This window comes from Dawidia soli (genome assembly GCF_018598185.1).
Classification (GTDB): Bacteria; Bacteroidota; Bacteroidia; order Cytophagales; family Cyclobacteriaceae; genus Ohtaekwangia; species Ohtaekwangia soli.
Genome location: NZ_JAHESC010000040.1, coordinates 42152 through 68461 on the forward strand (window position 1 = coordinate 42152; position 26310 = coordinate 68461).

The 26310-nt window shown below is 52.0% G+C and carries 29 protein-coding genes; 17 read left to right on the forward strand and 12 right to left on the reverse strand.

Features of this window, described 5'->3' with window-relative positions; translation table 11 throughout:
* Nucleotides 1-180 precede the first annotated feature (180 nt).
* From KK078_RS22695 to KK078_RS22715, 5 genes are all read left to right on the forward strand, one after another.
* Nucleotides 181-537 carry a hypothetical protein gene (locus KK078_RS22695; RefSeq protein ID WP_254092616.1) on the forward strand — a complete coding sequence of 119 codons (357 nt, stop codon included), beginning with the start codon at nt 181-183 and terminating at the stop codon, nt 535-537.
* A gap of 182 nt (nt 538-719) precedes the next feature.
* Nucleotides 720-1640 (forward strand): pirin family protein, encoded by a 921-nt coding sequence (locus KK078_RS22700; RefSeq protein WP_254092617.1) that lies wholly within the window; start codon nt 720-722, stop codon nt 1638-1640.
* Nucleotides 1641-1732: 92 nt separating this feature from the next.
* Entirely contained in the window at nt 1733-2815 is a 1083-nt protein-coding gene (locus KK078_RS22705) for a DNA alkylation repair protein (RefSeq protein WP_254092618.1), read from the forward strand.
* A gap of 94 nt (nt 2816-2909) precedes the next feature.
* Entirely contained in the window at nt 2910-3764 is an 855-nt protein-coding gene (locus tag KK078_RS22710; protein WP_254092619.1) for a DUF2306 domain-containing protein, read from the forward strand.
* Nucleotides 3761-4576 carry a leucine-rich repeat domain-containing protein gene (locus KK078_RS22715; RefSeq protein WP_254092620.1) on the forward strand — a complete coding sequence of 272 codons (816 nt, stop codon included), beginning with the start codon at nt 3761-3763 and terminating at the stop codon, nt 4574-4576. Before KK078_RS22710 ends, KK078_RS22715 begins: the two co-directional genes overlap by 4 nt.
* A gap of 162 nt (nt 4577-4738) precedes the next feature.
* Here KK078_RS22715 and KK078_RS22720 read toward each other — a convergent pair whose 3' ends face one another.
* The 6 genes from KK078_RS22720 to KK078_RS22745 all read right to left on the reverse strand — a co-directional run bounded on the left by KK078_RS22720 (nt 4739) and on the right by KK078_RS22745 (nt 8776).
* Nucleotides 4739-5020 carry a hypothetical protein gene (locus tag KK078_RS22720; protein WP_254092621.1) on the reverse strand — a complete coding sequence of 94 codons (282 nt, stop codon included), beginning with the start codon at nt 5018-5020 and terminating at the stop codon, nt 4739-4741.
* Nucleotides 5021-5238: 218 nt separating this feature from the next.
* Nucleotides 5239-5778 (reverse strand): DUF4199 domain-containing protein, encoded by a 540-nt coding sequence (locus KK078_RS22725; protein ID WP_254092622.1) that lies wholly within the window; start codon nt 5776-5778, stop codon nt 5239-5241.
* A gap of 103 nt (nt 5779-5881) precedes the next feature.
* Complete coding sequence (locus KK078_RS30540; protein WP_262898768.1) at nt 5882-6304, reverse strand: helix-turn-helix transcriptional regulator; 423 nt, start codon at nt 6302-6304, stop codon at nt 5882-5884.
* A gap of 112 nt (nt 6305-6416) precedes the next feature.
* Complete coding sequence (locus KK078_RS22735) at nt 6417-7199, reverse strand: creatininase family protein (protein ID WP_254092623.1); 783 nt, start codon at nt 7197-7199, stop codon at nt 6417-6419.
* Between the two features lie 19 nt (nt 7200-7218).
* Nucleotides 7219-8172, reverse strand: coding sequence for a lytic transglycosylase domain-containing protein (locus KK078_RS22740; RefSeq protein WP_254092624.1), 954 nt, complete (start codon nt 8170-8172; stop codon nt 7219-7221).
* 76 nt (nt 8173-8248) lie between these two features.
* Nucleotides 8249-8776, reverse strand: a complete 528-nt coding sequence (locus KK078_RS22745; RefSeq protein WP_254092625.1) for an NADPH-dependent FMN reductase — start codon at nt 8774-8776, stop codon at nt 8249-8251.
* Between the two features lie 117 nt (nt 8777-8893).
* On the opposite strand from KK078_RS22745, the gene KK078_RS22750 reads away from it, so the two are divergent.
* Nucleotides 8894-9718, forward strand: coding sequence for a toxin-antitoxin system YwqK family antitoxin (locus tag KK078_RS22750; RefSeq protein WP_254092626.1), 825 nt, complete (start codon nt 8894-8896; stop codon nt 9716-9718).
* Here KK078_RS22750 and KK078_RS22755 read toward each other — a convergent pair.
* Nucleotides 9711-10067, reverse strand: a complete 357-nt coding sequence (locus tag KK078_RS22755) for a YraN family protein (RefSeq protein ID WP_254092627.1) — start codon at nt 10065-10067, stop codon at nt 9711-9713. The two genes, KK078_RS22750 and KK078_RS22755, sit on opposite strands and share 8 nt — an antisense overlap.
* A 127-nt stretch (nt 10068-10194) precedes the next feature.
* Here KK078_RS22755 and KK078_RS22760 point away from each other — a divergent pair, with 127 nt between their 5' ends.
* From KK078_RS22760 to KK078_RS22780, 5 genes are read left to right on the forward strand one after another with little or no spacing between them, the layout of a single operon-like run.
* Nucleotides 10195-10386: a hypothetical protein gene (locus tag KK078_RS22760; protein ID WP_254092628.1), complete on the forward strand. Its 192-nt coding sequence runs from the start codon at nt 10195-10197 to the stop codon at nt 10384-10386.
* 9 nt (nt 10387-10395) lie between these two features.
* The gene (locus KK078_RS22765; RefSeq protein ID WP_254092629.1) at nt 10396-11199 is read left to right on the forward strand and encodes a hypothetical protein; all 804 of its coding nucleotides are present in this window, start codon (nt 10396-10398) and stop codon (nt 11197-11199) included.
* Nucleotides 11180-11896, forward strand: coding sequence for a lipoyl(octanoyl) transferase LipB (lipB, locus tag KK078_RS22770; RefSeq protein ID WP_254092630.1), 717 nt, complete (start codon nt 11180-11182; stop codon nt 11894-11896). Before KK078_RS22765 ends, lipB begins: the two co-directional genes overlap by 20 nt.
* Nucleotides 11893-12294, forward strand: coding sequence for a hypothetical protein (locus KK078_RS22775; RefSeq protein ID WP_254092631.1), 402 nt, complete (start codon nt 11893-11895; stop codon nt 12292-12294). The genes lipB and KK078_RS22775 overlap by 4 nt, the downstream gene beginning before the upstream one ends.
* Nucleotides 12295-12296: 2 nt before the next feature.
* On the forward strand, nt 12297-13013 hold the full coding sequence (locus KK078_RS22780) for a 3'-5' exonuclease (RefSeq protein ID WP_254092632.1): 717 nt from the start codon (nt 12297-12299) through the stop codon (nt 13011-13013).
* Nucleotides 13014-13019: 6 nt separating this feature from the next.
* On the opposite strand, the gene KK078_RS22785 is transcribed toward KK078_RS22780, so the two are convergent.
* Nucleotides 13020-13742, reverse strand: coding sequence for a metallophosphoesterase (locus tag KK078_RS22785; RefSeq protein ID WP_254092633.1), 723 nt, complete (start codon nt 13740-13742; stop codon nt 13020-13022).
* Between the two features lie 72 nt (nt 13743-13814).
* On the opposite strand from KK078_RS22785, the gene KK078_RS22790 reads away from it, so the two are divergent.
* The 3 genes from KK078_RS22790 to KK078_RS22800 all read left to right on the forward strand — a co-directional run bounded on the left by KK078_RS22790 (nt 13815) and on the right by KK078_RS22800 (nt 19379).
* Complete coding sequence (locus KK078_RS22790; protein WP_254092634.1) at nt 13815-14801, forward strand: AAA family ATPase; 987 nt, start codon at nt 13815-13817, stop codon at nt 14799-14801.
* A gap of 412 nt (nt 14802-15213) precedes the next feature.
* The gene (locus KK078_RS22795; RefSeq protein WP_254092635.1) at nt 15214-18042 is read left to right on the forward strand and encodes a TonB-dependent receptor; all 2829 of its coding nucleotides are present in this window, start codon (nt 15214-15216) and stop codon (nt 18040-18042) included.
* 116 nt (nt 18043-18158) lie between these two features.
* Nucleotides 18159-19379 carry a hypothetical protein gene (locus tag KK078_RS22800; protein ID WP_254092636.1) on the forward strand — a complete coding sequence of 407 codons (1221 nt, stop codon included), beginning with the start codon at nt 18159-18161 and terminating at the stop codon, nt 19377-19379.
* Between the two features lie 172 nt (nt 19380-19551).
* Here KK078_RS22800 and KK078_RS22805 read toward each other — a convergent pair whose 3' ends face one another.
* Entirely contained in the window at nt 19552-20547 is a 996-nt protein-coding gene (locus KK078_RS22805; protein WP_254092637.1) for a hypothetical protein, read from the reverse strand.
* Between the two features lie 422 nt (nt 20548-20969).
* Nucleotides 20970-21671 carry a hypothetical protein gene (locus tag KK078_RS22810; protein WP_254092638.1) on the reverse strand — a complete coding sequence of 234 codons (702 nt, stop codon included), beginning with the start codon at nt 21669-21671 and terminating at the stop codon, nt 20970-20972.
* Between the two features lie 41 nt (nt 21672-21712).
* On the opposite strand from KK078_RS22810, the gene KK078_RS22815 reads away from it, so the two are divergent.
* On the forward strand, nt 21713-22621 hold the full coding sequence (locus tag KK078_RS22815) for a TIGR01777 family oxidoreductase (protein WP_254092639.1): 909 nt from the start codon (nt 21713-21715) through the stop codon (nt 22619-22621).
* Between the two features lie 48 nt (nt 22622-22669).
* Nucleotides 22670-23428 carry an LOG family protein gene (locus KK078_RS22820; RefSeq protein WP_254092640.1) on the forward strand — a complete coding sequence of 253 codons (759 nt, stop codon included), beginning with the start codon at nt 22670-22672 and terminating at the stop codon, nt 23426-23428.
* Nucleotides 23429-23582: 154 nt separating this feature from the next.
* Here the strand turns inward: KK078_RS22820 and htpG are convergent, their stop codons facing one another.
* On the reverse strand, nt 23583-25484 hold the full coding sequence (gene htpG, locus KK078_RS22825; protein WP_254092641.1) for a molecular chaperone HtpG: 1902 nt from the start codon (nt 25482-25484) through the stop codon (nt 23583-23585).
* A gap of 105 nt (nt 25485-25589) precedes the next feature.
* Complete coding sequence (locus KK078_RS22830; RefSeq protein ID WP_254092642.1) at nt 25590-26054, reverse strand: DUF4293 domain-containing protein; 465 nt, start codon at nt 26052-26054, stop codon at nt 25590-25592.
* A 60-nt stretch (nt 26055-26114) separates the two neighbouring features.
* On the opposite strand from KK078_RS22830, the gene KK078_RS22835 reads away from it, so the two are divergent.
* Nucleotides 26115-26310: thiolase family protein (locus KK078_RS22835; RefSeq protein ID WP_449508540.1), on the forward strand; the 196-nt coding region annotated here is incomplete at its 3' end.

Here is a 26310-nt window from a genome sequence, read left to right on the forward strand (position 1 = left end):
TTAATATGACGCAATCGACCGCTACATATTCCATGATGCTTGGCTCAAGCCGTAGCATATGCTCATGTCACGCAACTATTTAGTATATTAGCTGATATAGAAGTCCAATTTCCAGCCGTTAACATCATGAAAAACCATAACACTTTGCTAAAGGGAATGTTATACATCGCACTTACGGTGATGATCGCAAGTTGTTCGCTTATGCCCGTAGACCTCATAACTATCAATGAGATCAGATCGATGGCTGGATGTGACAACGCTACGGTTAACTGGAGCTCCAATTACGACTCAAATACCGGGACCAAAAAGCGGATCGAGGTGACGCTCATCAATCCCGATAAGATCTACCTCGAAGACCCCGAGAAGACGAAGGAGCTATCCGAAAAGATCGTGGCAAAGTTTGTCGATGCTCCCGGAGACTTGGGAGACAACTGGCGTTTTGTTCTGATCCTTAGCCGCGGTGACAATAAGACCACCGTGGAGATGGATGAGGAGCACGTCCGGGAGATCCTCGACAAGCAGACAGCTGACTTTTAATCCAAGCAATCAAAAAAGCCGGCTACTGCAGTTATAGCTTTGGGTAAAACCCTTAATTTCTCAACGATTCAGAAATTGCCGATGTGACATCCTACAAACTTTTTTAATAACCGGGTAGCGGTATTTGCACAGGTTTTACGTGGTAGAAACCGCTATCTTTGAAACGCTAACCTACTCTGCATATGCTCGACATCGTTATAGAAGCACGCAAGGCTGCCATCGCGCCCGGTATGGAAGTAAAACGGATCCTTCCGTTCCGCCTTCGGCGTATGGTCGGACCGTTCATCTTTATGGACCACGCCGGTCCGGTGGATATTCAACCACAGAACGCTTCGTCGATGGACGTGCTGCCGCACCCACACATCGGCCTTTCTACGGTGAGCTATCTTTTTGGCGGCCAGGTGACGCACCGCGATAGTACGGGTGCGCTACAGGTCATCCGACCGGGCGAAGTGAACTGGATGACTGCCGGCAAGGGCATATCGCACTCCGAACGATTCGAAGACCCTGCCGTGCTGGCGGGCGGTGCGCTGGAAATGATCCAGACCTGGGTAGCGCTGCCAGAGAAAGACGAAGAGTCAAATCCTACCTTCAACAATTATAAGGAACAACAACTACCCATCTTTACGGAGAAAGACGTATGGATGCGGCAGATCGCCGGCAATGCGTTTGGTTTAAACAGCGCCGTGAAAACACATTCTCCACTGTTCTACATACATGTAGTGCTGAAGAAGGGCGCGCGGTTCGGTTTGCCCAAAGAGTATTCAGAGCGGGGGATTTACGTCGTGAAAGGCAGTATCGAAGTATCGGGGCGGCCGTATACGGCAGGACAGATGCTGGTGTTCACAAAAGGTGTAGACCCGGCGTTGAACGCACTGGAAGACACTACGCTGATGATGCTGGGGGGCGAGCCCGTAGGAGAGCGCTACATCTGGTGGAACTTTGTGTCGTCGCGCAAGGAGCGCATCGAGCAGGCCAAAGCGGACTGGAAAGAAGGCCGGATCATCCTGCCGCCCACGGATAATCATGAGTTTATTCAGCTGCCGGAGGACCACACCCGCCCGGCCGGCGGCAGCCACCCGGCACCGGGCTTACTTTCGTAGGGTCATAAACTTTTTTATAGCTGCGGTATTGTTCTTCCTGACATAAGGCTGTCACCGACTCCTCCGTTCTTTCGGAAAAGATCACTGCATTTATGGAGCCATTAAAGGAAATGTTCGGCAAAGCCTACTATCAAAACCTGGCGCGAACCATTTCGTCCGTACACAAGCCATTCCCGGCGGCACCCTTCCTGAAGGAAGTCACGACCGGGCTGGAACCTCTGTCGCTCAACGAGCGGATGCGTCACACCTCGCGGGTGCTGCAGAAACACCTACCGGAAAAATATACGACTGCCGTCGGCATCCTGAAAGAGGTTGTGCCCTTGCTGAATACGGGGTATACCACGCTCGTCTTTCCGGACTTTGTCAGTCAGTTTGGTACGAAGGACTTTCGTACGTCGCTCGAGGCGCTGAAATACTTTACGCAATTCGGCTCCTCCGAATTTGCCATCCGCACATTCTTTAAACAAGACCAGGAAAAGACATTGCGTGCCCTGTATACCTGGTCGGAAGACGACAACGTGCACGTGCGGCGCCTGGCGTCGGAGGGAAGCCGGCCCCGGCTGCCCTGGTCGTTTAAGCTGGACGCGGTCATTACCAACCCGGCCCTCACGGCGCCGATCCTGGAAAACCTGAAGGCCGACGACGAGCTGTATGTGCGCAAGTCGGTTGCCAACCACCTCAACGATATCACTAAAGACTCTCCCGACTATGTCATGAATCTGATCCGGTCGTGGGACAAAACCCATACGCATACTGCCTGGATCATTAAACGGGGTTGCCGCTCGCTGTTGAAACAAGGACACGAAAAGTCTATGGCGGTCTTCGGCCTGACGGCCGACGTGCGGGTAAAGCTTGGAAAGCTTAGGCTCGACAGCGCGACCATACAGTTAAACGACGAGCTTCGGTTTGCTTTCGAGATCACGTCTGAGAAAAGGACCGTGCAAAAGCTGATGATCGACTACCGCATTCATTATGTCAAAAAGACAGGGGTACAACTGCCCAAAGTCTTCAAGCTAAAAGAGATCGCGCTGGCGCCGGGGGATACCCTGCACATCGTCAAGAAGCAACGCTTCCAGGATTTCACGACCCGCCAGCTGCATGCCGGGACACACTTGCTGGAGGTGATGGTGAACGGCAAGGTTATGGCCAGCAAAAAATTCGAGCTGGTGCGTTAACAATGTTGTGTCGTGGCGGCCTTCCCCGGGCCGAAGATTATCGTTACCTTCGCTGCAAAGACCCGATAGCACGAACGCTTACCTCACCATTTCCATGCCAGACGCACAACTCAGCACCGCCGCAACCGCCCCGGCATTAGCACCAAAACGGATGGATGTTACCATCGTTCGGTGGTTAGGGGTATTACTGGTTGTTACTGTTTGGACCAGTGCAGGGTTGTTTGGCCTCTATATCATCGCTTTTTATGCCATGGCGCTGGTCGATGGCAACATGGTCAAATGGAATGAGGTGCTGCCGGGATTGTATGAGGAGGGATCGCGTACAGCCACCACGGGCATCGGCCTGCACTTTGCCATGGGCGGGATCATCCTGATACTGGGCAGCATTCAATTGATCGAAGCCTTGCGCGTACGGTATTCGGCGTTCCATCGCTGGGTGGGACGTGTGTATGTTGTGGCGTCGTTGCTGTCTGCGCTGGGTGGTCTGACGTTTATATTTATCAAAGGTACGATCGGCGGTCCGCCGATGGACATCGGCTTCGGCCTGTACGGCATACTAATGCTGGTAGCGGGGATCGAGACCTATCGGCACGCGGCCGCCGGGCGTTATGAACAGCACCGCGCCTGGGCGCTGCGGCTCTATGCGCTGGCTATCGGCTCGTGGTTATACCGCATGGACTATGGCTTCTGGTTTATGTTAGCCGGCAAGCTGGGACACACCAGCGAGTTTAGCGGGATGTTCGATCGCATCATGGCTTTCTTCTTTTATATTCCCAACCTGGTCGTAGCCGAAATCTTTATCCGCCAGCGCAAATATACTGCACCGGCCGTTGTAAATGTCTTGTCGGCGACACTGTTGTTGTTGATGACCGCTTTCCTGCTGACGGGCACCTACTTCTTTACCAAGTTCTATTGGGGCCCGGCCATTATCGGTATGTTTGGCATATGAAGCAACAATCAAACCGACTGGTTCACAAAGTGCGCGGTGACCTGCAGAATAGAAATTCACCGGCCTGGAAAAGACTTTGCGAATATGTAGAGCAGGTGGCAGCAGACGGAACAGAAGAGTTTTCGCCATTGGAAGCATTGGGACAGGACCTCTTTCAGCAGATTCACACATTGCCGGAGAGCATCTCCAGGCTTAAAAAGGTGAAGAAAGTTTGGTTGTACGGTAGTATGCTAACCCAGCTTCCACCAGAGATAGGACAGATGGAAGCGCTGGAAGAATTCGATCCGTATACCTCCTATTATTTACACTGGTATCCCTACGAAATAACAAATTGCAAAAATTTGAAGGCTAGTCGGGTGAGCACCCGCGCGCTATACGGAAATTATAAGAATCGGATGCCATTTCCGAATTTGCGGCACAACCCTGTTCGTTATACCGGAGAAACACTGAAATGTAGTATCTGCAACAAAGAGATTACGTATGCCCAGACGAACCAATTTTGGATCTCGTTGCGAGTCGGAACCGACATGTTGCCATTGCTGGTCAACGTCTGTTCAGTGGAATGTGAAAATAAAATTCCACAATCTCCAAAGGGGTTCGTGTCCGGCCACCACAAAGGTGGCAGTGCCATACAAATACCAACTTTTGACGAATGGTCGGAAGCCAACACCCGGAAGATATCGCTGAAAGACATGAACTACGATACTTCCAACGAACCACCTAAAAACATTCCCGTGTTGCAGGTCATACGAAAGATCTGGGATAAGTTCGGAGACACGTCCCGCCACGATACAGACGCTCGAGAAAAGTAACACAACAAGAAACCCAACGCTGGATCCCATCGTTGCAAGCCGCATACCTCCTTATCGCAGGGGTATGTATCCTTGAACATTTTTCAAGCCCTGAACGATATTATTTCAGAATAAAAATGACGGCGGCGAACAAATCCGCTGCCGTCATAAACCAAGGATACGTTACTTCTTTCCAACCCGCCTGAACCGGTATATATAATAGGGAGGTTTTCCTTCATCACCGGCACCGGTAAACGCGGGCGTTGTGTTCAGCTGGTTTACCGAGATATAGATCCATCCGTCAGAAGAGAGATCGACATTGTCCGGCCACTGCAATCGTTCATCCTGAATCAGGTTGGAGAGTTTACCATCCGGCGTTAAGATGTGAATCGTGGCGAATACACGGCCGGTCTTTGAGACAGCAACGTTTCCAGGACGAATGTCCAGCGATGCTACAACCTCCAAATTGCCGGCACCTGCTGTGCTAAAACAATGTGACTACCGAAAACAATCGATATCAATAAAAAACGAAAATACTTTCATGTGCTTACAAAGATTAAGAATACAAGAGTTGATACTACTACGCTGATTTCGAAGTCGTAAGCAAAGTAACGGGCTGCACGGTGCCGTGTTCGGTACTATTTTTCTTTCGGTATAATTAAGAGGTTGCTGCGCCAGAGCCGTTAACCTTGCACCGGTATCGGTTCACGAGGTTTCTTTTTCAATACCAATGCACTAATCAATGCGACCACAAGGCCAATCGGTAATACTTCTGCATAGCTGGCGAGCACGACAAACAGTGGGCTTTTGTAGTTCTCCTGAAACTTCTTCATGTAGGATGCCGTATCGGCCAGCTCTGCGGCGGTTGCACCGCTACGCTCGGCGTTTTTCATAACATGGATAACATACTTGTCCATAAAGTCAGGAATGACAAGGTAATAATACGGTAGCCACAAGGCTACGTAGATAGTCGATCCCAATAGCGCAATCAACGCGCCCGTTTTGAGGGCCTGAACAAATGTGATGCTTCCCCCCAACTGTTTGTTGCGGTAGTTGCGGGTACCAAAGAAGATCAGGGAAAGCACGACGATCAGGGCCGTATAGCCCAGGGTATCGTGGCTTTCAAATTCAGGATGGTTGTAGCATCGGGTACACATGAACAGGCCGTTTACAGCCAGAATGGTACCCAGAATGGAGCCGAAGATGAGGACGTTGCGTTTCATACAGAGGTTGGTTTTGATCTGGCCGTAAAACTAGGCCGTACGCCTCTGATCCAGCTCATACTAAAGTACCGAAGTGCATTTTCAGACCAAAGTACCTGTGGGCCTAGGGCGTGATTTTCAAACGCTTAGCTTTTTCAATGGCCTTCGTACGGCTGGTCACATCCATTTTTACAAACAAATTGGACGCGTGCGTCTTGATCGTGCTGAGGGAAAGAAACAGGGCTTCTGCGATTTCGGTATTGCTGCAGCCCTTCGCCATAAGTTGAAGCACCTCATACTCGCGAGCCGTGAGATTTAAGTTCTCCAGCGCGGAAGCGTCCACGATAAAGGGAGTTTGAACGGGCACGGGAATTTCTTTTTCAATGACAACGGTGCGAACTACTTTGCGCCGATCGAATTGCCGTGACACAACAATGCCCAATACGGTAAAAAAGAGGGCAATCAAACCGATGTAAATTTCTATGGAACCCTCCGCAATCAGAAACCGCCACTGCAGCCACTTGAGCACAAACACCAGCACCGCCATGAGAAGACCATAGACGGCGATGTACCGGTAGCGGATAAATGTGTTTTTCAGGGAGCCCATCATTCAAAGGTAATGTCCCTGTTTGTTTGAACCAAGCCAGCGACAGCGGGACCTATATATATAGATCCCTGGCGTCGGCCTGCGCCACCTCCAGGAAAAACGCGGCCACCTTCTCTGTAGCGGCTTTGAAATATCGTTCGCCCTTATCGGCATTGGCCTGGCGCGGGTCGCCTACGCCGGTGTCTTTCGTTACCTGTGACCATTTGCGTTCGGCCCAGGCCCATCCTTCGCGGATGCCGCCGATGCGGAACTTTTTGGCGGCGCCGTCGCCGGCTTCCGACAGCGGGCTGACCAGGTGGGGCTGCAGGTGCATGATCACGCTCGTTTCCATTTCGCCGCCGTGATCGTCTTTGTGTTCGAAGTATGCCTTCTGGTCTACGGCCTGCCACCAGTTGCAGCTGCATAAGAACATCTTCGGGTATTGCAGTCCCAGCTCGCGGATCATCGTGCGGAAGTCGTTGCCGCCGTGGCTGTTGAGGATGATGAGCTTATAGATGCCCTGGCGGTTCAATACTTCGATGACGTCGCGCAGCACGGCCAGTTGTGTGCTGGGGTTCATGTTCATGTCGAGCTTGATATCGCTCTGGCCGGTATTGACGCCAAACGGTATAACGGGCAGCACCGTGAGCTTGGCGCCTTGTTCCCACGCGATGCGCGCGGCTTCGGCGGCCACCAGGCCGGCTTCGAGTATGTCGGTGCCGTAGGGCAAATGGTAGTTGTGCGCTTCGCAGGCGCCCCAGGGTAACACCGCTACTTCATAGGGCGTAGCGGCGACTGTCGTCCAGGTATTTTCGGCAAGGATGTACGGACGGGGTCCGGCGTGGGTGGTGCTCATGCTCTATATACTTTATACTTTATGAAGGGATGGCGATACGATAGTGCCCGCCGCGTTTTACGGTAAGCTTCTCCTGCCGCAGCCACGGGTTGTGGCGCTTCAGCAATTTATAGTTGATACCCTGGCTGCGCGAGAAGTCCACCAGGTCTTTGATCGTCTCGTTTACGTCTACGTACCGCAGCGATTCCTCTTCGTAAAGATGCTTCGGGTTGATGCGGAAGCCGTACTTCGCCGGGTTGTTGATGATCTCTTTGATGGCAATGATGCGGAAGACATAGCGCGACGTTTCATCGTTGAGGTACAGATCGTAGTACGAGTCCACGCGCTGGTCGGCCATGGCGCGGGCCATGCCACCCATGCCGCGGTTGTATGATGCCGCCACGAGTGTCCAGTCGCCGAATTTATTGTAGGCGGTGCGGAGGTACTTGCAGGCCGCTTCGGTTGCCTTGAGTGGGTCGTAGCGTTCGTCTACCTCATTCGTAATTTCAAGGCCGAGCTCTTTGCCCGACGTCGCGAGGATCTGCCAATAGCCCACGGCGTTGGCCGGAGATGTCACGTTGAGCAGGTTGCTTTCGATCAGGGGCAGGTACTTGAAATCTTCGGGAATGTTGTATTGTTTCAGGATCTTCTCCATCTGCGGCAGCCAGCGGTGAGCGCGTTTGATGAGGAAGATGGTATTACTGTGTAAATAACAATTTATTTGCAACTCCTTGTCCAGGCGCTCGCGTACGTCGGGGATGTTGAGCGGTACGGGCTCGTCGGCAAAGGCGATCTTTTCGGGTATGTCGAAGGATACGGCAGGCACACGCAGGAGGTCGTCGACGCCGGTTTCGATCACACCTTCGTCGGAGATCTCTTCCTCCATCCTGGATGCTGCCGGCACCAGGCGACCCTCCTGGTACACAATGTATCCGAACAGTATGACCAGGGTGGCAATGGAGATGAATGTGGCTGTGGTAAGATCTTTTAACATAATACAAGTCTGTGGGTCTTTGCACCAGAAAAGTAGTCATTGCCTATGATATGCGCATGGCAAAAATTCTAAAAGATCATTCCTGTAATGCGCGCACCAGATTTTCGATGACGGTGCTCAGGCCGCGGCGCGTTTCCCAGTCGGTGATGTTTCCCGCGGCGTCGATCTTGCTGCGGATGAACGGCACCAGCAAGGAAGCTCCTTCGGGTACGATGGCCGAAATGGCCGACAGCGTGAGCAGCAGCGAGGCATGCGCGCTTTCGCCCCGGGTGGAGGCTGTGATGAGTCCCACGGGTTTGTTGACGAATTCTCCCGAAGAGATGGTCCAGTCGAGCGCATTTTTTAAGGCACCGGGCACGCCAAAGGCATACTCGGGGGTGCAGATGAGCACAGCGTCGGCGGCCTGGATCTGTTGTTTGAAGTCGGCCACGGCGGCGGGAATCTCTTCGTGGTCGTCAAAAGCGGGCAGCGACGCGAGGCCCAGGTAGCGGGTGAATACAAGCGTGCCCTGGCCCAGCTTTTCGGCGGCCCGTAGAACGTGCGCCGTAGAAGAATTTTCGCGGAGGCTCCCGGCGATCGTGAGGATATGGTAGGTGTCGTTCATGCCGTCAATAGGGACAACAAACGTGAATGTCGCAAAGATGTTGGGTGCGACGTCCGTGTCATACTATTTTTTAAGTAATTTCGTTGTGGAGGTAACTCAAAAACACCAGGATAACGTATGCGGTCAAAGGTAATTTTTGCTGCACTATTGTTGGCGGGAGCCCATGTGCCGGCGTTCGCCCAGGAGGGAAGCGCGCCCGAAGAGCAACGGTTTACGATCGACGCGCCGGCCAGCCTCGACTTCAGCCAGGAGGAACAGACCGAAGAGCCCAAAAAGAAAAAAAAGAAAAAGAAAGTCTTTTACGGCATTAAAACCAAAAAGGGCTTTACACGCAAAGGCTTTGGGGACCGGACCACCTTCGAGACGTTCTATTACATCAAGAACTCCGAAAAACCCCAGACGTTTGTACGCGACATTTATTGGTACGACTTCACCCGCAAGGAAGTCCGCAAGACTTCGACGTTCGATCCTACCAAGGGCGTGCTGCTGCACGGCCCCTATGAAAAACGGCAGGGCGAGGCTGTCCTTGTCAAAGGCATTTATTACAAGGGCCTGCGCCACGGTCGCTGGCTGAGCTACAACCGCGACAGTGTGCTGACCGACAAGGAAAAATTCTACCGCGGCTGGCCCCGCGAGTCGACGGTGACCTACTACGACCCCATGGAGCGCAAGCGGATGAAGGAAATGACACCCATTGAATTCGGAGAAAAAGAAGGCTACTACTACCTCTTTCACGAAAACGGCACCCTGGCGGTGCAGGGTGAATACCATTGGGACCAGCGCGTGGGCGATTGGACCGAGTTTTACCCCAGCGGCAAGCGCAAAAAGATCGTCACCTATTCCAAAGAGGCATTCGACAAAGAGGTCAAGCCCTATATCAAAGTGGAATGGAACGAGAAGGGCAGGGAGATCTATCGCAACAACAAGATGGTCGCTAATTGATGGCGTCTTCGAAGTGGTCGATGGTGGGCTCGAAGCCCAGCTTCACCGCCACGACGTCAAACCGCACGTGTCCCTGCCAGTTGGTGCTAAAGATATAATGCTCGGCTGCCCGGAATATGTGCCGGGCTTTCAGGGCGCTGACGGCCTGCTCGGGCTCGCCAAAGGCAGTAGAGCTGCGCGTTTTTACCTCGACAAAAATGACCCAGTTATCGCGTTTTACGATCAGGTCGATTTCGGTGTAGGAAGCCCGGTAATTTCGAACCAGTACCTGGTAGCCTTTCTTTTCCAGGAAGGCTGCTGCCAGTTGCTCGCCGTGTCTACCGATTTCCAGGTGTCTTGAAGTCTTCATAACGGTGTATTGGATAACGTTGTACTGCAGAGTAGACAAATATACGCAGATAAGCGTCGATAGAACTTGTTTAGCCCTTCTTTCGTTATACCTTTATAGTAACGTTTCATTTTTTAAACGCACTGGTATGAAAGCTCCCATGAGTGACCTTGTACGAAGAATCCTGGCCGATCGCACGCTCTCCAAGCGGCTGATGCTGGCGGTTCAGTCAGAACGGCGGAATCCCGACGACATCGAGGGGCGTACCATTACCGTAGACGGCCAGAAACTTACCCTTACCCGCGCCACCGCCATTACCTATAACCCCCACAAGGAGTAACGCTGAAGCATGAGTCTAGTATTCAGCTCGCTTTTCCTCTTTATTCTTATTTCGCCGGGCCTTATTTTCCGGTTCTCGTACTTGCAGGGCACTTACGCCAAGCTGACATTTAAAGTGTCGGCAGTAGAAGAAATTTTCTGGGCACTGATACCGGCCTTGTTCTTACAGCTCGCCGCCATCCTGGTGGTCGACCAATTTACGGCATACGAAGTTCAGCTGGAAGTTATCTACCAGCTCATCACCAGCAACGACGCGCTCGACTTTCATGTGATCGAGCAAAGCCTGCTGCCCTTTTTGCTATACATCACTCTGTTGCTCATGGCCAGCGCCGTGTTTGGCGTCATCGCCCGCCGCCTGGTGCGCCGCTACAGGCTGGACCTGCATACTAAGTTTCTGCGCTTTGGCAACGAGTGGCATTATTTATTCAGCGGCGAGGCATTCTATCTCTCCAAGAACATCGACCCTTCCTCCATTGCTTTTATCCAGATCGACGTGGTGATGGGATCGAGCGAAGGCGATATGATCTATAGCGGCATTCTCGAAGACTACTACCTGTCGCGCGATAACAACGGGCTGGACAGGCTCTATCTCACCAATGTATACCGCCGCCTGCTGAAAGACGACCTCGACGCCGATGTGCCCAACGTGGGCTTTCTGAACCGACACCTGGACGAGCGTTATTATGCCATGCCCGGCGACTTGTTTGTCGTTACCTATGACGACATCAAGAACCTGAACGTAACCTACATGATCGAACTGACGGATACCACCCTGGAGGAGGCGAATGAACGTGATGAACCCGGTACAAAATAAAAAGACACGCTTTATAGACATTGGTCTGAAAGACTATCAGCAGGCCTGGGACTATCAGGCTTCCCTGTTTGAACAGATCCTGGCCACTAAAACGGCCAACCGCGACCTGCCTGCCGACGCGCAGCAAGCCACCGATAACTACCTTGTATTTTGCGAGCATCCACATGTGTTCACGCTCGGCAAAAGCGGCCACGAAGAGAACCTGATCATTCCCAAAGAAGAATTGGCGGACGTGCAGGCCACGTACTATCGCGTGAACCGCGGGGGCGACATCACCTATCACGGTCCCGGGCAGATTGTGGGATACCCCGTGATCGACCTGGAAAATTTCTTCACCGACATTCACCGCTACATGCGGTTTATGGAGGAGGCTGTCATCCAGACGCTGCGTGAATACAAGATTGAAGCGGGACGCAGTCCCGGGCAAACGGGGGTGTGGCTCGATCCCGACGACGCGCACCGGGCGCGCAAGATCTGTGCCCTGGGCGTGCGCACCAGCCGCTGGGTGGCCATGCATGGATTTGCTTTTAATGTTAACCCGGACTTGCGATATTTCGGCTACATTGTGCCCTGTGGCATCCAGGACAAGGCTGTCACCTCCCTGGAGAAAGAGCTGGGCAGAAAGGTAGACCTCGAGGAGGTCAAGCAAATCCTCAAGGAAAAGATTCGCGTACAATTTGACATGGAGTGGCTATGATGAAGGATATCGAAATACCCGAAGTAAAGAACGTGACACTGGCCGTGGCGCGGCAGCGCACGGAAGGCCAGGATGAATGGCGCGTATACCTCATCAACAACAACGACTTCCCTATTGAAAACACGCTGGTGGCCAGCCAGGGCTATGGCGAAAAGGACGGCGAGCAACAGCGCACCTCGGTGCTGCGCCATTTTCTGGCCACGATTGCCGAGCATGCCGCCGTACTCATCGAACCCATCGATCCGTCGGTATTTCACCTGAACAACGAGTATTGGGTTAGCTATTACATAGGCCGGCAGATCTATGACAAACGTTTCATCTTCGTGCCCGACGCCATTCGCGAAGAGAACATTTCCTTTATCAAGGAACTGGAAATGGAAGGCGTCTTACATTCCTAGCCATGTTGCCCGAGCTGCGCGATATACTTTTCCTCGACATTGAAACCGTTTCGGCGGTCGAAGACTTTGGGTTGTTAGATGAGCGCATCCAGTCCCTGTGGTCGCGCAAGGCGGCCAACCTGCGCCGCGACGGCGACCTGACCGACGGCGAACTATACCTGGATCGTGCCGCGATCTTTGCCGAATTTGGCAAGATCATCTGCATTTGCGTGGGCAAGTTTGTGGATGGCGAAAACGGCGCGCTGACACTGCGCACCAAAGCATATTACGGCGACGACGAGAAAACCCTGCTGCTGGAGTTCAAAGCCATGCTCGAGCGCCTCAGCGTCTCGGGGCGGCTATGCGCGCACAACGGCAAAGAGTTCGACTTTCCTTACCTGTCGCGCCGCATGCTCATCAACGGGGTAGTGCTGCCCGGTCTGCTGGACCTGGCCGGCAAAAAGCCCTGGGAGGTACCGCACTACGATACGATGGACATGTGGAAGTTCGGCGACTATAAACACTTCACGTCACTCGACTTGCTGGCAGCCGTGTTCAACATTCCCTCCAGCAAAGAAGGAGGCATCGACGGCAGCCAGGTGAACCGCGTGTATTATGTGGACAAAGACCTGGAAAAGATCAAAGACTACTGCCTGCGGGATGTGGCCGTGCTGGCGCAATTGTTCCTGAAACTGCGCGGCATACCGTTGGAGCAAGAGCTGATCGTACAGGTATCCTGACCGTGTCTACGGTGCCCGCCTGCTGCGTCCCGCCACGCCGGGATAGAGGTCTGGCACGGGATCGCTTGTAAACACCTCTTTTGTCTCGACGTTCATCATCGACAACACACCGCTCCAGCCGGCGCCGGTGTCCATCAACCACACTTCACCGCCTTGTATGGGATGCAGGTACCCGGTGCCCGTGTGCCCGATATACACTTCATCATACCGGGTGAGCTTGCCGCGAACGTCACGCGCAAAATGGTCCATGGCTTGTTTGGCCAGCGTCCGGTCCCACAGAAAAATGTCCTCGTCCTGGTGGCGCAGGGACAGGGCGGGATTGATGCCGGCGTGTACAAAAAGTTTGTTATGGCGGAGGTAGTAGGGTCGGGCCTTGTTGCGGAAGAGCGCGCGGTGCGCATCGGGTACGCCCTCCTCGTAGGACTGCAGGGTGGCCAGGCCGCCCTGTCCGTACCAAATGTCGTCTATATAGCCGGTGGCCATCCACTGCCGCGTCCAAAAATCGTGGTTGCCCAAGATGAGCGTCAGGTGTCTGATGCGTAGCAACTCTTCCACACACGCGCGGGTTTCGGGCCAGCCGTCGCAGACATCGCCCAGGCAGATCAGGTGATCTTGTTTATAATGAAAAGCAGACCGGTCCAGACACTGCCGCAATGCACGGTATGCGCCGTGCATGTCCCCCATCACAAATGTTTTGCCCATGTCTCCTTTTACGTCCTTTGTTTGCAATCCATCTGTTTTCGGGGATTACTTTTTCAATAATTACACTATTTTTGACAGGTTTAAATCAAAATACTTTGTATGGAATCCGTAGCCGTTGAAAAGCACGAAGCGCATAAGGAAAAGGTAAGAGAGGTCTATGCCGAAGTAGCCAAGGTAGTCGTGGGCCAGGAGTACATGGTCAACCGGTTGATGATCGGTTTGTTTACCAACGGGCACATTCTGCTGGAAGGTGTGCCGGGCCTGGCCAAGACCCTAACGGTAAGCACTCTCGCCCAGGTATTGCACCTGGACTTTCAACGCATTCAGTTTACACCCGATCTGCTGCCCTCCGACCTGGTGGGCACGATGATCTATAACCAGAAGGACGGTCAGTTTGAAGTAAAGAAAGGCCCCATCTTCGCGAACCTCATCCTGGCGGACGAGATCAACCGCTCGCCGGCCAAGGTGCAGTCGGCATTGCTCGAAGCGATGCAGGAGAAGCAGGTGACCATCGGCGAGACAACGTTCAAGCTAGACAAACCATTCCTCGTACTGGCCACGCAAAACCCGGTGGACCAGGAAGGTACTTACCCGCTGCCCGAGGCGCAGGTAGACCGTTTTATGATGAAGGTGCATATCGACTATCCTACGAAAGAGCAGGAGATCGAGATCATGCGCCGCATCTCGAACATGAAGTTCGACTATAAGGTCAGCACCATGCTGACGAAGGAAGACATCTTCTCCATCCGTGAGCAGATCAACCGCGTGAAGGTATCCGAGTCGCTGGAGCGTTACATCGTAGAGCTGGTATATGCCACACGCAAGCCGCTGGACTATAAATTGAACGAGCAGGCCCAGTACATCCAGTTCGGGGCGTCGCCACGCGCCAGCATCAACCTGAACCTGGCCGCCAAGGCCATGGCCTATATGGAAGGCCGCGACTATGTGCTGCCGGAAGATATCAAGGAGGTAGCCGTCGACGTCATGGGTCACCGCATCCTGTTGAACTATGAGGCCGAGGCTGACAACGTTCGCCCTGCCGATATCGTCCGCGCCATTTTGAACAAGATTCCGATCAATCATTAAACCATAGACCGCAGACCGGTATCCCGGATCGGGAGCCCGGCCCAGCCTGTAGCAGGTAGGGTCGGGCTCTTTTTTTAAGAATAGTTGTGTCTTGCCGGAATTTCTTGCCTTCTGAGCGTGTCATAAGCGGTAAAATATGGGGTTGAGCCCTCGACTCCGAACGAGATTTTGTTTCCTCTCCGGAAACTTCCACGAAGTTCCATTAACTGCGGATTATGCAGATTAAAAAATCTTGTAATAATTGTTAAGGCGCTGAAAGTGAACTCACTGATAATCATTTAAAAGCATAAAAAAGGTGGTGAAAACACATTAAACGCCCGTTAGTAAAGCTTTTTGCACTTAACAATTTCGTAACAGCGGCATCCCTGTCAGGTAATATTAGCGATAGACCTTTGTGGCAAATAAAAGGTATATGTTAAGAAGCGTACTTCTTTCTTTTACACTCGCTATGCTGGCTGCAGTCGCCGCCATGGCGCAAACGGGTACCATTAAAGGGACCGTCAAAGACGCTATCTCGGGTGAGCCGATCATCGGGGCCAGCGTCCGCCTGGCAGGGACAGCGTTGGGTAATACGGCTGATCTGGAAGGTAATTTCGAGGTTGCTAAGGTCGCGCCGGGTACATACGAACTGATTGTGTCGTTCCTGTCTTATAAAACAGATACTGTCAGCAATGTCACCGTTGTTGCCGGCGAAATCACCACGGTCAATACATCGCTGTTCGAGGAAGGCACACAGCTGAACGAAGTAGTGATCGGTGGTATCCGCGACCGGGCCAGTGATCAGATTCTGCTAGGCGAAAGAAGGAATGCGTCCATCGCTGTTGAAAATATCGGCGCCATCGAGTTGTCTGTAAAAGGTGTAAACGACGTAGGTTCTGGCCTTGTAAAGATGACGGGCATTACCAAAGTCGCTTCACGTGGTATTTATGTACGCGGTCTCGGTGATCGCTACAACAACGCATACCTGAACTCTATGCCGCTGCCATCACCGGACCAGAACCGGAAGGTTGTGGACCTTGAGATCTTCCCAACAACCGTCGTGCGCAATATTGCTGTATCGAAGAGTTATCAGCCGGAGCAGTTCGGAGATGTGTCGGGAGCATCGATCGATATCTTTACAAAGGACCCTGCGCAGGAGAATTTCCTCGTCATGGGAGTAGGTGTAAACTATAACAGCGTTTCGACGTTCAAGGATTTTACAACGAATCAAGATGGTGCTTCTGACTATCTGGGTATTTCTGGAGATCGGCGGGAGGCGCCCGTTGCAGTGGATCACAAAGGTGTCGTGCGTTTCGATAACTTAGAGCAAGATCCTTTCAAGACGAATTTCGGTCGTCAGAAAATCAATGCTCCGCTTGATAATAACTTTAATTTCGACGCTGGAAGAACGCTGAATTTCGGACAATCGAAATTGGGAATAATTTTTTCAGGTTCCTATCGTAACTCCTACCGTTCGGATTTCGGCCCGAACCTTATTCTAAACAACTTGCAGGTTGCGGAGACTGATTTTTATCGCGATCGCTATACGTTCAACACCAATATGACGGGTCTGCTCGGTACCTCGTTTGCCTGGAATGAGAACAATACTGTTCATGCTAATTATCTCTTTGTTAACAATTCCAGCAACACATACACGGAAAGCCTCGGTGATAATTTTGATGTCGATGATCGCGAAACCACAGATCGTTTGCGTCTTCGCAGCCGCTACTTAGAAGTACGCATGCACAATGTACAAGCGTCGGTGGACAATAGGTTGTCTGACAATTGGAAGGTACGATGGGGAGGCAGCTACTCAACTGCATATACCGACGAGCCTGATCGCAGGGAGCTTTCTTTTGTTGTGGAGGAAGACGTACGTGATGTAGGAACTATCAGTTCCACAGGTCTTGGAGGCAGTCAGCGCTATTACCAGCGCTCCGATGAGACGGAATACTATGCATTCGGTGAAGCGACATATTCTTTCGGTCACCCCAATAGTCAGGACAAGCGGAACCGTCTTGTTATGGGGTATCAACGTAGGGGCAAGGATCGTGACGTAGCGTATCGGTCGTTTCAAGTCCAGTTTTTACCCGGTTCTGCGTTGTTAGGACACCCAGTGGACATCAACAATCTGCAACATGTTCTGACAGACGAAGCATTTGCCAATGGAGACTATCGCTACCTTGACGGCGCAGATGGTTCTCGCCAGTCGGCAGCAACGAGAAATATCGACGCAGGGTATGCATATGTAGATCTGAATGTCAATTCAAGGTTATCGATCATCCCCGGGTTACGGGTAGAAAAGTCTGACCAGACCGTTGAGTATCGCCTGCAGGGCAGTGGTTTCAATGACCCGTTCATACAGGCTAAAGTCGATGATGTTGACTTTTTGCCCACAGTAAGTGCCAAATACAATGTTACCGATACAAAGATCATTCGTTTCTCAGGGTCGAAAACCATGACTCGTCCGAATTTCATGGAACTTATCCCCGTGGCCTATATAAATGAGAATCTTCAGAGCACAGTGGGTAACCCATCCTTGGAAAATTCCTCGATTTATAATGTTGATCTGAAGTACGAAATTTTTCCGACTGGAAGTGAGCTCATTTCGTTCGGCGCGTTCTATAAGAATATCGATAAACCCATCGAGCAGGTTCGTTCCGGGATTAACTACATAAGCTTTTTCAATATTGCCAGCGCGCAGGTGTATGGTCTTGAATTCGAGTTCAAGAAACGTATTTCCAGTTTCTTCAGCTCCTCTTCAAAACTTGTCAATGGCCTGGTATTCGATGGTAACCTCAGCTTATTGTACAGCGACGTAGACACAGATCCCAGCAAATTCAAGGATGCCCGCACGCGTGATCTTCTGTCGTCGGTGACCAATACGTCGCGGCCGCTGCAGGGTGCATCACCGTACATGGTGAATCTATCCCTGGGCTACGACGATCTCTTGATGAAGTCATCCATACAATCCAGCATCGAGTTGACTTACAATGTATTCGGTGATCGTGTTTACAACGTTGGCACGGTAGGTCGCGGCGACGAATTTGAAAAATCTTTCGGCACACTGGATTTGGTGCTTCAGAATACGTGGCAGAGTGGTTTCGGGGTGAAGCTGACGGCCAAGAACCTTTTGAACCCAGCTATCCGACTGGAACAAGAGGCAGGTCCGAATGCTACGTCGGGAGACGAAGTCACACAATCGTATAAAGCAGGGGTCAATCTCGGTTTATCGCTTACCTATCGTTTGATAGGCAAATAGCCGACGAGAACAGTAAAACATTGGTAAAAACGTGGTAACAACATCTTAATATTAGGATCTTTTCTTTGCACCACTAAACGTATACTACTTAACGTAATTAACTTTAAAATTTATTTATGAAAAAAGCGTGGAAACTAAGCTGGTCGCTAATCATTCTGTTGGCTGCTTCTGTAGCATTTACAGCATGTAGCGATGATGACGACGATAACGGTGGCAACGAGCAGCCAACCGCACTGGAGCCGGCAGATGGTGAAACACTGATCGGTGAAGTGAAAAGCGGCGAGACAATGACACTGAAAGCTGACCGTTCCTTTACCATCGATAAGGCTCTCCGTGTACGAGACGGTGGTACGCTCAAAATTGAGGCTGGTGTTACTGTCACGGCTTCTGAAGATGCTTCGGCTACAGCGATGTTTATTGTAATTGAGCAAGGTGGTAAAATCGATGCTCAAGGTACCGCCGAAAAACCGATCGTTCTTACAGCCGCAGTGAAAGAACCTGCCTCGTGGGGTGGTATGATGATTTGCGGTAGAGCGCCCATCAACCTTGGAACATCCGCCACTGCCGAAATCGGTGATGCTATTTACGGCGGTACCGTTGCCAACGATAATTCCGGAACGCTTAAATATGTGCGTATTGAGTATTCCGGAAGCCGGATTAACGACGACGCCGAGCACAACGGCTTCACTTTCTACGGCGTGGGTAATGGCACCACAGTTGATCACATCGAAGCGTATAAAGGTTCGGACGATGGTATCGAAATATTTGGTGGTACAGTAAAGATGAGTTATGTAGTGGCTTACGGATCACAAGACGACCAATTTGACTGGAGTCAAGGATGGGTTGGTGGAGTTGACTACCTCTACACTGAGCAGGTAAACGATGCTGACTATCGTCAGGACAAAGGTATTGAGGCTGATAACCAGTCCAACCATACCGCTACTCCGATTTCGAACCCTACTCTCAAAAACGTTACTATCATGGGCTATCCTGATGTACTGAATGGTGACGACGAAGTAGTAGACGGCATCCGTATCCGCGTAGGTTCTAAAGGTAATCTTGACAACGTTGTAATCATTGGATACAGTGGCGATGGTGTTGATGCTAGAAACTATCAAACGCTGAATTCCCTTGCAGATGGATCGCTGATTTTCACAAACCTCTTCACGCAAGGTACTGCCAGACCATTCGCAGTTTCACTGGACGGCGACGAAGATCCGTCGGAAGGTACTGTAGTTGGTGAGGCTGGCGAAGCACTCGAAGCTGCCATTGTGGCGAATGAGCCGACCGGCGCTAATTTCGACTCTTGGAAGGGTACTTGGGCTAAGGTTAACTAAGCAAGCCAAAGCCTAAAGCTAGCTGATAAATAGAGAGGCTGTCACACAAAATGGCAGCCTCTCATTGTTTATATTGAAGAATGGATAAGATCGAATCCCTCTTATTAATACAAAGTGTTATTTGCCTTGTGTGTCAATCAGATCAACGGTCTCTTAGAGATTGCGTGTTAAATTAATAATGCCTCCTCACGTCGTGGGCTTGTCGACGTGTTCGGCCCACCTGAGCATTTTTGATTTTGCGACGCCATAGACAGCCTCTTTTTCCCTTAAACGGCGGTCGCTTGCTATTGTGAACGGCAGAGCTCCTTTGATTTATATACACCGCAGATCGAAGAGGGCTGCTACACATGATCGCTCGCCACACGAAAATAATGTTGTTATTTTCTTGTACGGTTCCTCTCTCAACGTTTCGATGCGCTTTTTCTGCGTGAATCAACATCAGAGCGGTATATTTCTGTCCATTCAGCACGCAAAACTCGCCATTCACCCGTTGCAGATACTCGACACCCAGTGTAATAAAAAGACTTTCTTCGCGCGCCGGCACGATGCGGCCTGTAAACACCAGGGGAGCCTTCACCTCTTTGCGCAGCGATATTTCCGCCGAGCGAATGTGCTCTGTTGCATGCGCGCCAGTCTTGAGGTCAATCCTGGCTACTCCTATCACAAACCTGAAGTGCGTGGCGCCTTTGTGGCTCATGACCAGCTTCTTTTTGGAGGGAGTAATAGTAACCGTACAGGTGCCTTCCTGCCGATTGATACCCGTGGTGTACGAGGCCTTCAATACCTGCTCCAGCGACGCCGCTTTGTTGAATTCGAACCCACGCAATAAACCCAGATCACCCAAATCCGGGCGGCGCATGCCCGGCGCGCTGGTGGTGTCGGACTTCATGGTGGTCAGCATCGCCTGGGTAAGGCGGCTGGTCATATGAGTATCGGCGGCGCCGGCGAATAATGGTATAAAGGCGGCGCGGAGGAGCTTTACGGCAAAAGCACAACGGCCAAACTCCGTGTTATTCTCACGCACGCGTGCGAAGGCAGGGTCTTTACGGATTCGTTCGGCGTCGACGGACGTTATTTTCCGGACGAGATAGCCGTTGTCTTTCGTATAGTAATAACTATTGTCGCCAAGCTTGCCGACCAGTTTAATAATGCCCGTTTGTTTCGCCATGCTGAATAAGTATATACCCAAGATCGTTTTTGACGGTGAAATCGACCAGCAATATGCGACGAGCTGTCATTAGGGGATTTGGTATTTATATCAACTGTCCATGAACGGTATACGGCATCCGCCAGCTGGTGGAGGCCTACCGTATGGGCACTCCCGATAGCTATCGGGATCATCGCTTCGCTTAGACTTGCCAGGCGCCGTAGCTTTGGTATAGGGGTTAAATAGGGCTTTGGTAGGAGTAAGGTAGGGGTTTGATACGGGTAATCCCCCTGGAAGAGCCGGGCTTTCTCCTTGTCATCTCGGGGGACGACCTAATGCAACCTTATGGATTACCCGTGTCAAACCTATACTTCAGCTATACCTGAGCTATGGCAGACATATAGGTAACGTTTGCTAAACCCGGATAAATCAGGTTGCCGCGGTTAGTTCACCTTCCGCTGCTTCTCTTTCTGCGCTTCCATCACTTTCTTGATCTGTACGCCAGCCAGGGCCACAGAGTCGCGATCGTGCTTGTTCTTCTCGATCTTCTTTAACAGGTCGGCATTCTGCAGCTTATTATTCTCGATGGATTTCTCCAGCTGGATCTTTTCACGCTTGTTGTCTTCCAGCTTGACGTTCAGGTTCTTGTTCTCGTTCGTCAGCTTCTGTTGCTGCTTGTCTACGGCTTGCGCGGCGCGCATCGACTCGTCGATCTGTACCTGGATCTTCTCGCGGTAGAACTTTACACCAAAGTCGTGCATGAGCTTGTCCAGCTCTTTGTTTACGTGGGCGGTAGTCTCGGCAGAGCCGCCTTCGGGCTTCATGCCGATCCACGCGGCGGCTTTGGTCGTGCTTTTGGTTTTCAGGACGGCGTAGGCCGGCGTAGCGTAGGGAATGGCGCCGATGGTCGGTTCGTTGATGGTGATGGCATCGGTGGCCTGCTTGGCCTTGCCGAGCGATCTGGCAAGCTTGAGCAGGGCGGCGTTCACCTCCTCGGGGGTGCCATCGAGCTCTACTTCAAAGCCTTCGAGGTTTTGGCCCTTTACGCGGGCGGTCTCTTTTTTAACTTTTACGGTTTGGGCGGAGGCGGTAAGAATAAGTGCAAAAAATGAAAAGATCAGGGCAAACTTTTTCGTTAGCGACATGTTGTTTACTTTGTAATTCAGGGCTCAAAACTACTGAAAAATTGACTGCAAAAAATATACTTATTACCGGCGCTTCGGGTCTAATCGGCTCACACCTCACCGAACTTTTACAACGCGAAGGCCGCCAGGTATCACACCTCAGCCGCAGCAACCGTGGCAACAAGACTACCACCTTTTTATGGGACGTTGCTCAAGCAAAGCTTGATGTGGCCGCCCTGCCCGGTACAGACACCATTGTACATTTAGCGGGTGCCAGCGTCGGCGACAAGCGGTGGACGGACTCCTATAAACGCGAGATCCTCGAAAGCCGCACGCTGTCGACACGCCTGCTATACGACACCCTGCGTCAGCAGCCGCACGGCGTCAAGACGTTTGTCTCCGCGTCCGCGATCGGCTATTATGGCTTCGAGGACAATGACACGTTGTTAACGGAAGCGCGCCCCGCGGGCAAAGACTTTATGGCGCAGGTAACGCGCGCGTGGGAAGAGGAGGTGGACCGCATCGCTACGCTGGGCATTCGCGTGGTAAAGATCCGCATCGGCATTGTGCTGGCGGCGGAAGGTGGCGCGTTGGAGCAGATGGCCAAGCCGGTAAAATTCTTTGTCGGTGCACCGCTGGGCACGGGTCGTCAGAACGTAAGCTGGATTCACATCAACGACATCTGTCGCATGTTCATGAAAGCCATCGACGACGAAGCCATGCACGGCCCCTATAACGGCACCGGCCCGTACGCCGTTACCAACCGCGAGCTGACCCATGCCATCGGCAAGGCGATGGGTCGCCCGGTGTTTATGCCCCCCGTGCCGGGCGTTGTGCTCAGAGCATTGATCGGACAGATGGCCGAGGTGGTGCTCACGGGCAGCCGCGTGTCGTCGGAAAAGATCCAGCAGGAAGGATTTCAATTTCAATTTAAGACGCTGGAGAGTGCATTAAAAGACCTTCTTCACTAACTTCCCACCGGGTGCAACGTATAACGATTTGTAATAAGGCTTTAGAACATGGCTAAAAAATCAAAGAAAAAAGAAATAGAAGTTCCTGCGTTTCCGCAAAGTCTCGAAGAAGAGCAACGTATCCGCCAGGCGTTCCAGGACAAAGACTGGGCGGAGATCAAAAGCTCGAACAGCTGGGTGATCTTTAAAGTCATGTCTGAATTCGTCGAGGGCTTTGAGAAGCTCGCGAAGATCGGCCCCTGTGTAACCATCTTTGGCTCGGCACGCGTCAAGTCCAGCAATCCGTATTATAAGATGGCGGAAGAGATCGCGTTTCAATTGGTGAAGCATGGCTACGGCGTGATCACCGGCGGCGGGCCGGGCATTATGGAGGCGGGTAACAAAGGCGCGAACCGCGCGAAGGGAAAGTCGGTGGGCTTGAATATTTATTTGCCGCACGAGCAGAAGGGCAATATATATATCGACCCCGATAAGCTTATTTCGTTCGACTATTTCTTTGTGCGTAAGGTGATGTTTGTGAAGTACTCACAAGGCTTTATTGTCATGCCCGGCGGGTTTGGCACGCTGGATGAATTGATGGAGGCGTTAACGCTGATCCAGACGAAGAAGATCGGCAGGTTTCCGATCGTGCTGGTAGGGAAGAAGTTTTGGAGCGGGCTCGTGGATTGGTGGAGAAAGGTGCTGGTGACGGAGAAGATGATCGATGCGGATGACCACTATCTGTTCGAGCTGGTGGATACGCCGGAGGAGGCTGTGAAGGTGATCGAGGAGTTTTATTCGAAGTATTTGCTTTCGCCGAATTTTTAGGCAATGGCCTAGTGTTCTGGCGCAAGTCTGAGCGAAGCGGTGACTTGTGCCGCGACTGTCGGCAGTTTATAACTGCCGTCAGCCCCCCAGCAACAACTAAAAAGCCCCGGCAGATGTCGGGGCTTTTTGCATATATATAGTTGATCAGTTTCAGCTATGAAACCAGCTCGACGCTGCGCTTGATGAAGCTGGTCAGGTCTGCGCCCGTCAGCATGTTCTGCGACAGCAGGGCCAGGTCGAAGGCTTGCTTCGCCAGTTTGATCTTCTGCTCTTCGGCATCGGCTTTCAGGATCTTCTGCACGATGCTATGGTTGCCATTGATGGCGACGGCATAGTTGTCCGGCATTTGACCCATGAATCCGTATCCGCCACCACCAAGCTTCGCCATATCTTTCATGCGACGCATGAACTCGCTCAGGGTGATCAACACCGGCAGTTCATCCGGTGACAACGATTCCACGGCCACGCTGAAGCTCTTATTGTTAATAGCTTTTTCGAAGATGCCCTTCACCTGCTCTTGCTCGTCGGTGCTCAGCACGCTTTCTGTCTTGGTGTCTTTGTCCACCAGTTTGTCTGCTGTCTCGCTGTCGACGCGTTTCAGTTGTGTTTTCTCCAGCTTTTGCTCGAGGGTGTTGATGAAGTGGCTGTCCAGTACGCCGTCGAGCACCAGTACATCGTAGGCTTTGTTTTTGGCCGCCTGGATGAAGCTGTCTTGTTTGCCGGGGTCGGAAGAATAAATGTATACCAGGTTGCCGTCTTTGTCGGTTTGCGTGGCGCTTACTTTCTCTTTGTATTCTTCGAGGGTTGCATATTTGCCTTCGGTGTTTTTCAGCAGCACGAAGTCTTTGGCCTTATCGTAGAACTTCTCGTCGCTGATGATGCCGTATTTCACGAACACGTTGATGTCGTCCCATTTCTTCTCGAAGTCTGCGCGGTCTTTCTTGAAGATCTCCTGCAGCTTGTCGGCTACTTTCTTGGTGATGTGGGCGCTGATCTTCTTCACGTTGGCATCGCTTTGCAGGTAGCTACGCGATACGTTCAGCGGAATGTCGGGCGAGTCGAGCACGCCGTGCAGCATCATGAGGAAGTCGGGCACGACGTCTTTTACCTCGTCCGTAATGAACACCTGACGTGAGTACAGCTGGATTTTGTTCTTCTGCATCTCGAAGTCGTTCTTCACCTTCGGGAAGTATAATACGCCCGTGAGGTTGAACGGATAGTCTACATTCAGGTGGATCCAAAACAGCGGCTCTTCCGAGAAGGGATACAGCTCTTTGTAGAAATTGAGGTAATCTTCATCCTTCAGCTCCGAGGGTGACTTGGCCCACAGCGGTGCAGGGTTGTTGATGATGCGGTCGGTCTTAACCGTTTTGTATTTCGGCTTGCCTTCTTCGTCCACGCCGTCTTCCTCGCTCTTGTCCTGGGTGCCGAACTTGATCTCTACCGGCAGGAACTTGCAATATTTTTCGAGGATGCCTTTCAGCTTCCACTCGTCGAGGAACTCTTCCGAGTCGGCATTGATATGTAAGATCACGTCGGTACCGCGCTCGGCTTTCTCCGCGGGTGTCAGCTCGAACTCCGTAGAGCCGTCGCATTCCCAGCGGGCGGCTTCGTCGGCGCCTACTTTGAAGGAGCGGGAAACGATCTCTACTTTGTCAGACACCATGAAGGCGGAGTAGAAGCCGAGACCGAACTTGCCGATGATGTCTTTGGCATCGGTCTTGTCTTTAAACTTCTCTACAAACTCGGTAGCGCCCGAGAAGGCGATCTGGTTGATATATTTTTTGATCTCTTCACCCGTCATGCCGATGCCTTTGTCGCTGACGGTGATGGTCTTTTTCTCTTTGTCGAAGCTGACCTCGACCTTCAGGTCGCCCAGCTCGCCGGTGAACTCGCCCAGCGACGCCAGCTTCTTTAACTTTTGGGTGGCGTCCACGGCGTTGCTGACCAGCTCGCGCAGGAATATTTCATGGTCGGAATACAGGAACTTCTTAATGATGGGAAAGATGTTCTCGGTGTGAATGGAGATCGTACCTTTTTCTTGTGTTGCTGCCATAATTGTCAGATTTAAGGGTTGGGGCAATAAAAAATCCCCGACAGGCGGGGATTTCAAATGTTGTTCCAGTTCAGAATTGTGCCAAGGTGGCAGAATTTCCGGCTACTAGCGCAGACGGTCCGAGTCGCGCACGATCTTTTCGTCGCGTTTGATAAAGCGAATGGCGGCCCAGTTACAGACCACGGCAACAAACGGCACCCACAGACCATAGTCGTAGTTGCCGCCCTGGTTGGCCTTCAACAGTCCGCTGGCGAAGTACACCGCCACGCCTACAGCCACGGCCAGGAAGACGGCGTTCAACGCGCCGAGCTTCACCTGCAACAGGCGGTTGCGGAACTTTTGGATCTCGATAAAAGCGATCGTCGCTGCCGCGATGTAGAGGACGGCGATGACACTATACGGGAAATATTGACTGGTGCGTACGTTATTGTCGATGACGGTATAGTGCAGCGCGTAGAGCGCGTGCGTTTTGCCCGAGGCGTCTACGTGCAGGTAGATCGGCAGAAAGATCGCCGCGATGAGACTCAGGATGGTAATACCCAGAAATACAGTTTGAATTCTTTGCCACATGTGCCGGTTGCGTTAACTTGAGGGCAAAAGTAATCAAAAATAATTCACACCGGCCCGCACATGTCAGCAGCCTTTATTGTCGATATACTCCGCACCCCCATCGGTCGCTACGGCGGCACGCTGGCCTCGGTGCGTCCCGACGACCTTGCCGCCCATGTGCTACGCGAGGTGCTGCAACGGCAACCGGTGGACCCCGCGGCCATTGAAGATGTCATCATCGGGGCCGCCAACCAGGCAGGTGAAGACAACCGCAACG